10 protein-coding genes and 1 tRNA gene are annotated in these 12,640 nt (G+C 63.4%); 5 read left to right on the forward strand and 6 right to left on the reverse strand.

The window, feature by feature from the left end; translation table 11 throughout:
• Positions 1-254: 254 nt before the first annotated feature.
• On the reverse strand, positions 255-845 hold the full coding sequence (locus ACH6CV_RS14745; RefSeq protein ID WP_456358974.1) for a ferritin-like domain-containing protein: 591 nt from the start codon (positions 843-845) through the stop codon (positions 255-257).
• A 356-nt stretch (positions 846-1,201) separates the two neighbouring features.
• Positions 1,202-1,287, reverse strand: a tRNA-Leu gene (locus ACH6CV_RS14750).
• Between the two features lie 181 nt (positions 1,288-1,468).
• On the opposite strand from ACH6CV_RS14750, the gene ACH6CV_RS14755 reads away from it, so the two are divergent.
• From ACH6CV_RS14755 to ACH6CV_RS14770, 4 genes are all read left to right on the forward strand, one after another.
• The gene (locus ACH6CV_RS14755) at positions 1,469-2,599 is read left to right on the forward strand and encodes a L,D-transpeptidase family protein (protein WP_456358975.1); all 1,131 of its coding nucleotides are present in this window, start codon (positions 1,469-1,471) and stop codon (positions 2,597-2,599) included.
• Between the two features lie 312 nt (positions 2,600-2,911).
• Positions 2,912-4,978 (forward strand): L,D-transpeptidase family protein, encoded by a 2,067-nt coding sequence (locus ACH6CV_RS14760; protein WP_456358976.1) that lies wholly within the window; start codon positions 2,912-2,914, stop codon positions 4,976-4,978.
• Between the two features lie 197 nt (positions 4,979-5,175).
• Entirely contained in the window at positions 5,176-6,219 is a 1,044-nt protein-coding gene (locus ACH6CV_RS14765; protein ID WP_456358977.1) for a lysylphosphatidylglycerol synthase transmembrane domain-containing protein, read from the forward strand.
• The gene (locus ACH6CV_RS14770) at positions 6,209-6,991 is read left to right on the forward strand and encodes a TrmH family RNA methyltransferase (protein ID WP_456358978.1); all 783 of its coding nucleotides are present in this window, start codon (positions 6,209-6,211) and stop codon (positions 6,989-6,991) included. The genes ACH6CV_RS14765 and ACH6CV_RS14770 overlap by 11 nt, the downstream gene beginning before the upstream one ends.
• A 35-nt stretch (positions 6,992-7,026) precedes the next feature.
• Here ACH6CV_RS14770 and ACH6CV_RS14775 read toward each other — a convergent pair whose 3' ends face one another.
• Entirely contained in the window at positions 7,027-7,506 is a 480-nt protein-coding gene (locus ACH6CV_RS14775) for an amidase domain-containing protein (RefSeq protein ID WP_456358979.1), read from the reverse strand.
• Between the two features lie 119 nt (positions 7,507-7,625).
• Here ACH6CV_RS14775 and ACH6CV_RS14780 point away from each other — a divergent pair, with 119 nt between their 5' ends.
• Positions 7,626-8,897 (forward strand): galactokinase, encoded by a 1,272-nt coding sequence (locus ACH6CV_RS14780; protein WP_456358980.1) that lies wholly within the window; start codon positions 7,626-7,628, stop codon positions 8,895-8,897.
• Positions 8,898-9,574: 677 nt separating this feature from the next.
• On the opposite strand, the gene ACH6CV_RS14785 is transcribed toward ACH6CV_RS14780, so the two are convergent.
• From ACH6CV_RS14785 to ACH6CV_RS14795, 3 genes are all read right to left on the reverse strand, one after another.
• Positions 9,575-10,648 carry a hypothetical protein gene (locus ACH6CV_RS14785; RefSeq protein WP_456358981.1) on the reverse strand — a complete coding sequence of 358 codons (1,074 nt, stop codon included), beginning with the start codon at positions 10,646-10,648 and terminating at the stop codon, positions 9,575-9,577.
• A 53-nt stretch (positions 10,649-10,701) separates the two neighbouring features.
• Entirely contained in the window at positions 10,702-11,304 is a 603-nt protein-coding gene (locus ACH6CV_RS14790; RefSeq protein ID WP_456358982.1) for a hypothetical protein, read from the reverse strand.
• 154 nt (positions 11,305-11,458) lie between these two features.
• The gene (locus tag ACH6CV_RS14795) at positions 11,459-12,634 is read right to left on the reverse strand and encodes an NAD(P)-dependent malic enzyme (protein ID WP_456358983.1); all 1,176 of its coding nucleotides are present in this window, start codon (positions 12,632-12,634) and stop codon (positions 11,459-11,461) included.
• Positions 12,635-12,640: the final 6 nt, after the last annotated feature.

Here is a 12,640-nt window from a genome sequence, read left to right on the forward strand (position 1 = left end):
CCTGTTCATCGCTCTCATTCAAACAGCCACTCCACGGATGTCCCGTGAAGTGGCTATTTGTTGATGGTCTGACATGCCCCTCCGCTGGCTTTGGCTGGCGGAGGGGCATGTTTCGGTTTTCCAGACTTTTTCGTTTTTGGTGCTCGCCGGTCTTGCGCAAGTATGTGAAATTAGAAAGCGGCTGAAAATCCAGCCGCTTTACCGAATATGATTTTCTCTCACCCAATGGCGGACAACAGATGTGGTTTCACACGCTATGAATTCAGTTTTTCGAGCAACTCCGTGAAAAATCGTAGGTGCAGCCGCTCGTCTTCTGCAATACGTTCGAGAAGTGACCGAACTTCCGTGTTTGTCGTCATAGCCGCATGTCTTTCGTAATTGTCAATGGCCTCGGACTCTGACTGAATATTAGCCATCAACATTTCACGAAGCGTACGTGCGTAATTTACTAAGTTTCCATGCCAGTATACCCTTCCGTCCCCGAACGTTGGGTTGCCGCCTAGCGCTAGGATTGCGTCACCGAGCATGTCCAGATGGCTCATTTCAACAAGTGCAACCTGTAAGACGCCATTGGCGAATGATTCATCGTTCGTACTTAGTGTGTTTTGATATATGTACTGCATTATGGCGGTCAACTCACTTACTGCGCCTGCGTAATCTTCCTTAAGCAACTTGACGGTGGCAGGATCAGAGCCTTTGGACACCTTAGGGTAAGGCGCAGGGTTGAGGTATATAGTCATCGCGGGCTCATTGTTGGGGTTGTTGGTGGATTCCTGACTCATTGCTATCGTTACTGGCATATGCGTCTGCGTATTCACTCCTATCCCTCCTTCCTTCTGATGCATATGCGCCTCCTTGAGCAAAAATACGAGATCACTTGACTGCACCGTTGACCTATGATACTTGTTATGGATTGCTCGTTTAAAGTCCTCAAGGTTCCCTGATGGCGCCCCATTAAGCGGAGGCGTAGTTCCGGAAATCGCGTTCTATGCAAACCCCCGCGCGCTGCGCATCATCGGCGAACCGTCAGAATAAAGGATCGTTGACCGGAACACAGATTCCCCGCCCAGCCATACGCCTGGGCGGGGAGTTTTTGCGTCATGCGTCAAATCTGCGTCATAAGCCCTGTTTTCACCCTGCCATGCGCAGCCTCGAAGCCACCTCAAAATCGAGAAAAGCCCGTAGCTACGGGCTTTCTACGTGGTGCTGAAAGCGGGACTCGAACCCGCACGCCCTCTCGGACAGGAGATTTTAAGTCTCCGGCGTCTGCCGTTCCGCCATTTCAGCGTGGTTGATATTATACCAAACCCGCAGCCAAAGGTCAATCCGTTTGAATAGATGGCATAATCGGCATAGTATTGTAATAAATTGATACGAAGTCGAAATATTTTGCTTGCAAACCGGTAGGACTGTGGTATAATGAGGTGGACGATATGGTGGACATCGCGCGGTTTAGGAGGGATGGGCGATGAAGCGGATGAGATGGATTACAGCTATGTTGCTGGCGCTTTTGCTGCTCGCGCTGGGTGCGGCGGCTTCGGCGGCCACCCGTTTGCCCCAGTACAGCCTGGTGGTGAACGGCAAGCACGAGGCGCTGTCGGCTGAAACCGGCTACCTGTTCAGGTCGGGCAGCGCGCTGATGGTGCCGGTCGAGGCGGTGTGCAAGCTGATGGGGATTGAGTACACGCAGAATCAGGCGAAGACCGCCATGACCATGACGGCCGACAACGGCGCGGAAGTGAAGATTCAATTGCGCAGCCGATCCATGTTTGTCGACGAGCTCAAGCGGCCGCTGCGCATGGCGACCGTGCATCAACTCGGCCGCCATCTGACAGCTGACGTACAGGTGCTGCGCACGCTGGGGCTGAAGATTCGGCACTACAAGGCCGGCGCGGAAACCCGCAAGCTGGGCTACCCGGGCGGGGTGCTGGCGATCGCCGAAGACGCGGCGGGGTTGAAGCTGCCGGACATCAGCACCACGCCCCCCGAACCGCCCGAGCCGCCGGAGGTCAAGTTTGACGACGCCATACTGGATGCCGCCGCGAACGCCACGCAGATCGTGGGCGTGAAGTACAACGCCAAATCGAAGAGCGCCAAGTTCACCTTCTATCAGAAGGTGGACGGCAAATTGCGCGAGTTCTACTCGGGCCCCGCCTACGTGGGCCGTAACGGCATCGGCAAGCAAGCGGAAGGGGACTACAAGACCCCCACCGGCACCTTCAACCTCACCCAGCCGTTCGGCCGACTGAAGGATCCGGGCACGAAGCTGGGCAAGTACACCCAGGTCGTCAAAAACCACCACTACTGGGCGGGGCAAAACGGCCCCTATTACAACCGGATGGTCGATCTGAGCAAGGTTAAGGATTACAAGCCCAATGCCAGCATGGACGAGCACCTGTACAATATCGGGGCCGCGTACAACTACTGCGCCTTCATCGATTACAACGCGGAGGGCGTGGCCGACAAGGGTTCGGCCATCTTCCTGCATTGCATGGGTTCGAAGAAGTACACCGCCGGTTGCGTCGCGGTCAGGCAGGAAGTGATGAGGAACCTGCTCAAGACGCTGAAGCCGGGCGCGAAGATCGTGATTTACGCATAGGGGTAAGGGGGATTGCGAACGCACCGGGGCCACAGCGCCATTGCTCGGCGTTGCGGCCCGTTTTTTATTGTCATAATTTGTGCGTGCACGATCCGGAACCGGCCGCATCCGCGCGCGGTCGAAACAGGACTGCGGTTGCGGAAGTTCGGGCGCGCGACCCCCGACCCCTACCGTAGGAATCACTGATTGGCAGGAATTACACCATAAACAAACGGTTAACTCGGGCCAAAACCGGCTGTATACGCGCAACCTTCACAGCGCCCGTGCCGTCTGTATGATGTGACTCCACAAGGAAAGGAAAGTGAGGGGCCAATGAAACGCAGGGTAACCGCCTTTGCGATCATGCTGCTGGCCGTGCTGCTCGTCAAACTGGGCATGCCGGTGTTGGCCGAGATGATCGTACCGACGGCAGAGGGGTACACCTTGACGCTCGGTTATATCGAAGGCCGCGAAGCGCCGGTGTCCGCCCTCCTTACAAAGGATACCCCAAAGGATGAGGCCGCCCCGAACGTGGAATGGGCCTATAAGGAATTCCCGTTCACGACGCCCTACGGCGAAAACGGGCAGGTCGCGCGCGCCGTGGTGACCATGGGTACGCAGCGCGAGGCGACCGACGAGCAATGGCAGGCCATGACCGGCGCTCTGACGGACCTCGTATCGAGGGCCGTTCCCCATGCGGCCGATCTGGATGTCGGCGAGCTGGCACAGCGGATGGCGCGCGCGATCGATTCGGCCAAGCGCTCGGGCAAGCCCGACGAAGACGGGCAGCTAAAGCTGGCCGACGATCCCGCGGTCGTATTGACCAAGCTGACGGTGGAAGCGCCGTATTACCCGACGCTCAAGCGCGGCGATCGCAATGGCGACGTACAGGCGTTGCAGCGGCAGCTGATCGAGATGGGCTACCTCGAGGGCACGGCCGACGGACAGTTTGGCGCGATGACCGAGACGGCGGTCAAGGCGGTTGAAACCGAGCTGCGCGCCCGGGAGCAGGCCGTCATCGACGCCCTGCCCACGCCCGCGCCGCTGCCCACGCCCGACCCCGAAATGACGCCCGACCCGGCGGCGACGCCGGCGCCGACGCCCGAACCCGCGCCCAAGAAGACGCCCGCCACCGAGGTGGACGGCGTGGTCGACCTTAAGCTGCAAATCCGGTTGCACTCGGATGAGTTCCCGCTGGTAAGCGGCGATCTCGGCAAGGGCTCGGACGCGGCGGCGGTTGCGCGGCTTCAAAAGAGGCTGTTGCAGCTCGGTTGCCTGACCGGCGCGGCCGACGGCGACTACGGCGCGAACACCCGCCGGGGCGTGCGCATCTTCCAGCACTACAACGGCCTGACCGAGACCGGCGTGGCCGACGAGGCCACCCAGCGCCGCATCTTCTCAGGCGCGGCGAAGGCTCCGGCCAATCCGCTGATGCTGGAGGGTAGCGAAGGCGACGCGGTCAAGCAATTGCAGACGCGGCTGATCCTGCTGGGCTTCATGCGCGGCAGCGCGGACGGCTCGTATGGAAAGGGCACGTCAAGTGGCGTGCGGGAGTTGCAGGGCTACCTGCGCGAAAAGGAAATCGCCGATCTGACGCGTAAGGCGCAAGCCGAGCGGCAGGCGCGGTCGGGCGTTCAGCCCGCGCAGCCGGGCACGGCGGTTCCCGCGAACGCCACAGGCGTCGCAGCCCAGCCGGATGTCCAGGTGACGCCCACCATCGAGGTGAACGGCATCGCCGATCCGCTGCTGATGGATGCGTTCTACGCAGACGACTTCGCGGCCCCGGCCATGAAGAACGGCGACGCACACGCGGACGTCAAGCGACTGCAGCGCAGACTTGGGCAATTGGAGTACCTGTACACCTCGCCCGACGGCTCGTACGGCAACGGCACCGAATCGGCGGTGCGCGACTTCCAGAAGCGCAACAGCCTGCCGCAGGACGGCGTGGCCGGCGCGCGGACGCTCGATCTGCTGTTCTCGGGCAAGGCGAAGAAGGCGCTCAAGCCCTACGTGCTCAAGGTCAGCATCGACAAGCAGCGGGTGTACGCCTACGGCCTCGACGAGAACAACGAGCATACCGTGTTGGTGCGCACGATGAAGGCCTCGACCGGCCTGAGCAGCTCGCCGACGCCCAGGGGCACCTACCAGGCCACGACCAGCCCCGGCGCGCGCTGGCACTACTTCAAGAAGTTCGATGTGTGGGCGCAATACGCCTACTACATCGAGGGCGACTACTTGTTCCACTCGGTGCTGTACATGAACAAGGGCGGCTCGCCCACCTCTTCCTCGGTGAGGAACCTGGGCAGCCGAGCCTCCCACGGATGCGTAAGGCTTGCGGTGGAAGATGCCAAGTGGATCTACACCCACTGCCCGCCAAACACCAAGGTGGTCGTGTACTAAACGACAAAACAACCGCCCCGGACGCCGCAAGACGACGGCCGGGGCGGTTGTTTTTGTGCGGTTCGACGGCAGTTGCTCGCCTCCGGCCGGGAAGAACTCGCGAAGTTCATTCTGTGAGCGTTGACGAATCGCGCGCGCGACGGGTATAATAAGGTTTGGCTCGCGATTCAATTGTTATGAGGATTTGGTATGATATAATGATTCGATTTTTGAAAAAGCACGGCGGCCTGCTCTACGTCGGCGCGCTCACACTGGTCGTAGTGCTGGCGCTCATGCTGTCCGACGAGATGCCGCGCGTGATCGAGTCTATGAGCAACCTGGACGCGCGCTGGATGCTCCGCGCGGCGCTCTCGATCACCGTCTACCTGCTGCTGCGCGCGGCGACAGTTCAGTATTACCTGTGGCGCGAGGGCGTAAGGATCAACCCCTTGAACGCGCTGAACGTGACCCTGATCGGCCAGTTCTATTCGGCCATCACCCCGTCGGCCAGCGGCGGCCAGCCGCTGCAGGTGTTGACCATGCGCCAGATGGGCGTTCCGGTAAGCACCGCCACCGCCACCGTGTCGGTCAAGTTTATCGGGTTTCAACTGGCCTTCATGCTGACCGGCGGCGCGCTTTGGGTGACCCACATCCAGGCGGTAAACGCACAACTCAAGGGTGTGCGGTATCTCGTGGTGGTGGGCTACCTAATCAACGCCGCGCTGATGGTGCTGGTGGCGCTGACCATGCGCAAGAGCCGCGCCGTCGAGCGCATGGTAGAGGGTCTCGTGCGCCTGGGCGCGCGCATGCGCCTGGTCAGGGACGCCGAGAAGACCGCCGCCAAGGCGCTTGCCGCGCTCGAGGACTACCGCGGGGCGCTGAAGCGCCTGGTCGACCGGCCGTTTGACGCGCTGGTGATATTCCTGCTGTCCTGCCTGCAAGTGCTGTTCCTGATGGGCGTGATCGTGTGCGTGTATCGCGCGTTCGGCCTGAGCGGCACTTCGGCCGGCGATCTGCTGACGCTGCAGCTGCTGCTGTTCATCACCGCGGCGTTCGTGCCGCTGCCGGGCGCGGCGGGCGCGCAGGAGGGCGGGTTCTACCTGTTCTTCCAGGGCGTCTTTCCCGCCCGGCACATCCTGGCCGCCATGCTGTGCTGGCGGTTCTTCACCTACTATTTGTTGCTGCTGAGCGGGCTGGTCGGCGTGGTGGCAAATTCCATACGCGCCTCGCTCGCCGGGCGGAGGAACGGCGATGACGTTTGAACGCATTACGAGCGTACGCAATCCGCTGACCCAGCGCCTGCGCTCGCTCAAGGACAAGAAGGGCCGCGACGAGACCGGCTGGCTGCTCGTCGAGGGCGAAAAGCTGATCCACGAGGCGTTGGCGCTGGATCTGGCCCCCCATTGCCTGCTGTACGAGGAACGCCCGCAAGCGCCGGACGCGCTGCTGCGCGCATTCTCGGCGGCGGGCGTTCCGGCGCATCCGGTGACCGGCAACGTCATGGAGGCGGTGTGCGACACGCGCTCGCCCCAGGGCTGCTGCGCGGCGTTCGATCAGCCCGCGCCGCTTGTCGGGCGGCCCGAGCGCCTGGTGGCGCTGGACGGCGTGCAGGACCCGGGCAATGTCGGCGCGATCTGGCGCACCGCCGACGCCGCCGGCTTCGATGGGCTGTTGCTGGGCGTGGGCTGCGCCGATCCCTTTTCGCCCAAGGTGCAGCGCGCCGCCATGGGCTCGGGGCTGCGGCTGCCCTGCCGCATGGAGGCCGATCTTGCGGGGACGCTTAAGGCGCTCGGCGCGCTCGGCTACGCGGTGGTGGTGTCGGATCTGAACGGCGCGCCGTTCTACGAGCGCGCGCCGCTGCCCGACCGATTCGCGCTGGTGATCGGCAGCGAAGCGCGCGGCGTGAGCGAGGCCGTGCGCGATACGGCCATCATACGCCTGAAACTGCCGATGCGCGGCGGGGCCGAGTCGCTGAACGCCGCCGTGGCCGCCGGCATCATGATGTATGAACTGACGCGGGATTTGCCCGGATAAACCCTCGCATTCGCGTTATTTTGAAATGATATGGGTCAGCGCGTTCCGAGAATATGCAGAATGCGCACCTCCTCGTAGGCATAGGTGCTCAGCGGGCGATTGTCGCTGTCGATCGTGTGCGCGGCGATCAGGATGCCCGACGGATCGGGCGACTGGACCGCCACCACCAGCCCCGAATGGGTGAATATCCCCTCCACGAACGCCATCAGGAACACGTCGCCGGGCCGCGCGCCCTCGAGCGGGCGCGCCTCGGCATAGGGGCCCGGCCCCGCGTTGCCAACCAGGAACCGGTTCAGGAAGAACACGCCGGTCCACGACGGACTCCGGTCGCGCATGTTCCGGTAGTACCAGCCGTTTTCGGCCATGTTCATCACGCCGCCGCCCGCGTACAGGCATTGAGACGTGAAGTTGGCGCAGTCGCCGCCGATCTCGTCGAATACGCCGAACGCCAGGTTGCGCGCAAACGCCCAGCGGTGGGCGTACGCAATCGCGGCTGCACGGTCGTAACCGGCCATGATAGGCACCCCCATTCGCCAAAGCGTATGCGTCCGCGCGGGTGCAAATGCGTTCGGACAATTGACCGGCCGCGTTCCGCGTGGTATCATGGATGCACAATCAATGGGGAGGAACCGATATGAACACCAGCGAAATGCCAGGTTATCTCGCCTCGCCTGCGGGTGTCGAGGCGCTGCGCATACCCTACGGGGTGGAAGCTGCGGCGCAGGCCGGGCGGTATCAGCGGCTGCTTGCGACCCATCGAACGCGCTTCGGCGACCAAGCGCGCATTGTGATGTGTTCCGCGCCCGGCCGCAGCGAGATTGCCGGCAACCATACCGATCACCAGCACGGGCGCGTGCTGGCCGCCGCGGTTAATCTGGACACGATTGCAGCGGCATCGCCGCGCAGCGACGCAATCGTCACGCTGTACTCGGAGGGATACGACCGGCCGTTCGTGGTAAACCTTGCGGACCTGTCCCCGCGCGAGGACGAGCGCGAGGACACGAAGGCGCTGATTCGCGGCGTGGCGGCGCGGATGAGGGAATTGGGCCTTAACGTGCGGGGGTTCGACGCCTGCGTGTCCAGTACGGTGTTCAAGGGATCGGGGCTGTCCAGTTCGGCCGCGTTCGAGGTCATGCTGTGCGCGGTGATGGACGCGCTGTACAACGATTGGCAGCTCGATGCCCAACTGCGGGCGCGCATCTCGCAGCACGCCGAAAACGCCTACTTCGGCAAGCCCAGCGGGCTGCTCGACCAGATGGCCAGTTCCGTGGGCGGGCTGGTGACCATGGATTTTGAGACGGAGCCGGCGCGCATCGAGGCGCTGCGCTACGACTTTTCGGCGAAGGGCTACCGCCTGGCGGTGGTGTCGGCGGGCGGCGAGCACGGCAACCTGACCGACCAGTACGCCCCCATCCCCGGCGAAATGAACGATGTCGCGCGCGCGCTCGGCGGCAAGGTGCTGCGCGACATTCCGAAATCAGATATGGAAGACGCCATCCCAAAGCTGAAAAACCGGGTGCCCGACCGCGCGATTCTGCGCGCGCTGCACTTCTACGACGAGGACGAGCGCGTCCCGCAATGTGTGGACGCGCTCAAGCGGGACGACCTGCCCGCATTCTTGAAACTGATCGTGGCGTCGGGGGAGAGCAGCTGGAAACTGCTGCAGAACCTGTACGTACCGGGCACGGGCAATCAGGAGATGGCGCTGGCGCTCGAACTGTCGCGGCGCATGCTCGAAGGACGGGGTGCGTGGCGCATCCACGGCGGCGGCTTTGCCGGCACCATCCTGGCCTTCGTGCCGGAAACGCTGTTCGACGACTACCGTGCGCGTATGGACGCGGTGTTCGGCCCCGGCGCGTGCACCGCGCTGTCGGTGCGCCCGATCGGGCCGCACGCTATCGCCTGAGGGCGAGGCCTCGAAAGCTTTCCGCCCGGTTGCCCGTTCGCCCGCTTCGCAGGCTCCGGGCGGCCGGGCGGAAAGCTTTCGAGGCCGTTTGGGTTACGGGGGAACGGGGCCGCCTTCCTGAATTTCCTACGGGAAATTCCGGGCGGAAGGCGGGGGAACGATGGGGTTCCGGGGCCGCCTGCCTGAAAACCCTGCGGGGTTTTCCGGGCGGCAGGCGGACGGGAAGCGATTGCGAGTCGGTCGGCTGCGGCCTCCCTTGATCGCAATCGCATTCACGCCCCCGGTACATGCCCGTGGGCGCGTGGTGACGGGGGCTTCGGCCCCCCATTCCCCCGGGAAGGGGAACGGGGGAACGAAAAAGCAAAGGAACGAAAAACGAGGGAGCGAAGAAACGAAGAACGAAGGAACGAAAAAGCGAAAGAACGAAAAAGCGAAAGAACGAACGGCGAGGCGCTCCGCGCCCGCCGTCGGGCAAACGTGCTATACGGGCGCCCTTCCCATTCCCCTCCCAGGAGGGGTGCCCGCAGGCGGGGTGGTGAACCTGCCGCTCGCATAACCACAGCTTCGCCTAACGCACAACCGGACGGGCCGATGCCTACACCGGCCCGAACCTGTGGACGCATAACTGCGGCCCCGTTGAGCGCGGCACGCGCTCTCTCAGGGGCGGCGACGGGCATCTATGCCCGATAAACCGTGGCGAGCGACCCGTTGTTTGAGAACAGCGCGTAGGGCCCGATGGCCGCGCCGCGCACCTTGTCGCTGAGGTCGAACAGCGGCTCGGCCGACAGGCGCGTGAGCCGCGCGTCGTAGGCGTCCACCACGGTTTGCGCATTCGCCGTCCCGCCGCCCGCGAACAGCGCATACCCATTGATCGCCGCCGCGCCCAGCCCGGAGCGTGCCGCCGAGAGCGCCGGGGCCGCCGTGCGGACAAGCGATTCGTCGAACCCATCGACCGCTGCCGAAGCGCTCGCGCCGCGAACGCCGCCACCGAACAGCAGACGGCCCGAGAGCGCGCAAGCCGCGCCGCCCGAGCATCCACCCGACAGCGAAGTCGGGCTCGTGCGGGTGAGCGCGGCGTCGTATGCGTCGAGATCGCTCAGGGGATCGTTTGTCGCGTTGGCCCCGCCCGCGAACACCGCCATCCCACCAAACGACGCCCCCATGCTCGCCTTACGCGCCACCGACAGCGCGGTAGGGATCGAGCGAACCAGCGTATCGCTGTACGCGTTCACCGTACCCACCACATTCGACGTGGTGCTGTTGCCCATCGCAATCAGCGCGTACGAGCCCGCCGTCGCGGCGGCGGGATACTGCGAAAGTGCACTGAGCACGGTGGCCGTGGAACGGGTAAGCGTCGCGTCGTAGGCGTCCACCACGCGCGTGAGTACGACCCCGCCCGATATGCGCCAACCGCCCGCGAACAGCGCGTAATCGCCGGCCATGGCCGACGCGTGATCGGTACGCATGGATGACAGCGAGCCGATCGTGTGGCGCGTCAGTTGCGCGTCGTAGGCCGCCGCCGAACCGGACGACGCGAAGATCGCGTATTGGCCGGTGCCGACGGCCGATTCGGCGGGCAGCGGGTTCAGACTCATGTGACGCGACGGCCCCCTGGCCGGCGCGTAGAACAGCCGCGCCACGCCATCCACGCCCACATACGCCTTCGTCACCCGGCGCGCCAGCGCGTCGACCCCCACGTAGATGTCCCTGACCGCACGCGCAACCCCATTCACGCCCACATACACCGCCATGCCCGCCACCTCCGAACCCATCATGGAACGGGGAGGGCGACCAAAGGCGACAATTATGGCGCATCCGCGCCGACTTCAAAGATCACTTCCGCGTCTTTATCGCGGCGCGATTGATCGCGGAAGCGCACCGCCTGACGGGTCTTGCCGTCTTTCGACTTGCGATACCCGAACTCGGGGTGCTCGCCGTCCGAGTGGATGAAGTCCTCGATCATCTTGACCTCGAGGAGAAAGCCCGAGGATGCGCCTCCATGGATTTCCAGGCACAGCGTCCGCTTATCGAGGCCATCCACCTTGTACATGTAGCCGTCGAACAGCGATCCCTCGCGCCCTTTATCCGCGATGACGAGGGCGTAATCGCCCACCTGGCGCAGCGCGTCCCGATTGCCGACATACGGCGGCGTGAGTTGATCTTCTTTGTCGATGCTCAGTGAAATGGTGTCGGGCTTGAGCTGTTTGCGATTCCCGCGCGCGCTGACGACGGTATCCCGAACCTCGATCACACACACCGAATCGGTCAGCTCCACGATCTCCCCCACGGCCATGACGTCGTGATTGTTGCGCATGATCCGCTCCCACACGAGGTCTCCGGCGGATGCGGGCAAGGCGATCAGAAAGACGGTTATGGACAGCAGGGCAGCGGATAACCGTCGGCGCATGTGCGATCCCCCCTTTCGCGTTGGATATGGTAATGATTGGACGGTTGTTTTGGGTCAAGGTTCCCGGCGCGGCGGGCGGAGCGCTCATCCAAAACGGCGAGGCGCCGCCCCTTCGGGCAACGCCTCGTCGTTCAGCATCGGGCAGAGCGAATCCTTAAATCCTCGCCACGCCGCTATCCCTGGCGGCCTTCGCCACGGCGGCGGCCACCGCGTCCTTCACCCGCGGGTCGAACGGAGCGACGATCACGTACTCCGGATTCAGGTCCTTTTCCTCGATCAGGTTCGCCAGCGCGTACGACGCCGCGATCTTCATCTCGTCGTTGATGTCCGACGCGCGCACGTCGAACGTGCCGCGGAAGATGCCCGGGAACGCCAGCACGTTGTTCACCTGGTTCGGGAAGTCGCTGCGGCCGGTCGCGATCACCTTCGCGCCGCCCGCCTTCGCCTCATCGGGAAAGATTTCCGGCGTCGGGTTGGCGCACGCGAACACGATCGCGTCCTTGTTCATCGTCTTCACCATCTCGGTCGTCACCGTGCCCGGCGCCGACACGCCCAGGAACACATCCGCGCCCTTTATGACGTCAGAAAGGCTGCCATGCTGCTTGGCCGGGTTGGTGATCTTCGCCATCTCGTCCTTGATCGGGTTCATGCCCTCCGCGCGGCCTTCGTAAATCGCACCCTTCCGGTCGCACAGCGTGACGTTCCTGAACCCGTCCGCGAACAGCAGCTTCGTGATCGAGATCGCCGCCGCGCCCGCGCCGTTCACCACGACCTTCACGTCTTCCTTCTTCTTGCCGACCACCTTGAGCGCGTTGACGAGGCCCGCCAGCGTCACCACCGCGGTGCCGTGCTGATCGTCGTGGAAGATCGGGATGTCGCACTTCTCCTTGAGCTTCTTCTCGATTTCAAAGCAGCGGGGCGCCGCGATGTCCTCGAGGTTTATGCCGCCGAACGAACCGGCCAAGAGCGCGACCGTGTTCACGATCTCGTCCACGTCCTTCGAGCGGATGCACAGCGGGAACGCGTCCACGTCGCCGAACGCCTTGAACAGCACGCATTTGCCCTCCATGACCGGCATGCCCGCCTCGGGGCCGATGTCGCCCAGACCCAGCACCGCCGTGCCGTCGGTGACCACCGCGCACAGGTTCCACCTGCGGGTCAGCTCGTAGCTCTTATTCACGTCCTTCTGGATCTCCAGACAGGGCTGCGCAACGCCCGGCGTATACGCCAGCGACAAATCCTGCTTGGTCTGGGCGGGCACCTTTGAAATGACCTCGATCTTGCCCTTCCATACGCCGTGCAGCCTAAGGGACTCTTTCGCGTAATCCATGGTGGC

Origin of the sequence: Anaerozeibacter quisquiliarum (assembly GCF_051162045.1) — a bacterium.
GTDB classification, from domain to species: Bacteria; Bacillota; Clostridia; order Christensenellales; family Aristaeellaceae; genus Anaerozeibacter; species Anaerozeibacter quisquiliarum.

Bases quoted from the DNA above. Each gene is read 5' to 3' on its own strand.
- ACH6CV_RS14775 (WP_456358979.1), bottom strand. From the start codon at position 7,506: ATGGCCGGTTACGACCGTGCAGCCGCGATTGCGTACGCCCACCGCTGG.
- ACH6CV_RS14745 (WP_456358974.1), bottom strand. From the start codon at position 845: ATGCATCAGAAGGAAGGAGGGATAGGAGTGAATACGCAGACGCATATG.
- ACH6CV_RS14760 (WP_456358976.1), top strand. From the start codon at position 2,912: ATGAAACGCAGGGTAACCGCCTTTGCGATCATGCTGCTGGCCGTGCTG.
- ACH6CV_RS14765 (WP_456358977.1), top strand. From the start codon at position 5,176: ATGATTCGATTTTTGAAAAAGCACGGCGGCCTGCTCTACGTCGGCGCG.
- ACH6CV_RS14795 (WP_456358983.1), bottom strand. From the start codon at position 12,634: ATGGATTACGCGAAAGAGTCCCTTAGGCTGCACGGCGTATGGAAGGGC.
- ACH6CV_RS14790 (WP_456358982.1), bottom strand. From the start codon at position 11,304: ATGCGCCGACGGTTATCCGCTGCCCTGCTGTCCATAACCGTCTTTCTG.
- ACH6CV_RS14755 (WP_456358975.1), top strand. From the start codon at position 1,469: ATGAAGCGGATGAGATGGATTACAGCTATGTTGCTGGCGCTTTTGCTG.
- ACH6CV_RS14785 (WP_456358981.1), bottom strand. From the start codon at position 10,648: ATGGCGGTGTATGTGGGCGTGAATGGGGTTGCGCGTGCGGTCAGGGAC.
- ACH6CV_RS14780 (WP_456358980.1), top strand. From the start codon at position 7,626: ATGAACACCAGCGAAATGCCAGGTTATCTCGCCTCGCCTGCGGGTGTC.
- ACH6CV_RS14770 (WP_456358978.1), top strand. From the start codon at position 6,209: ATGACGTTTGAACGCATTACGAGCGTACGCAATCCGCTGACCCAGCGC.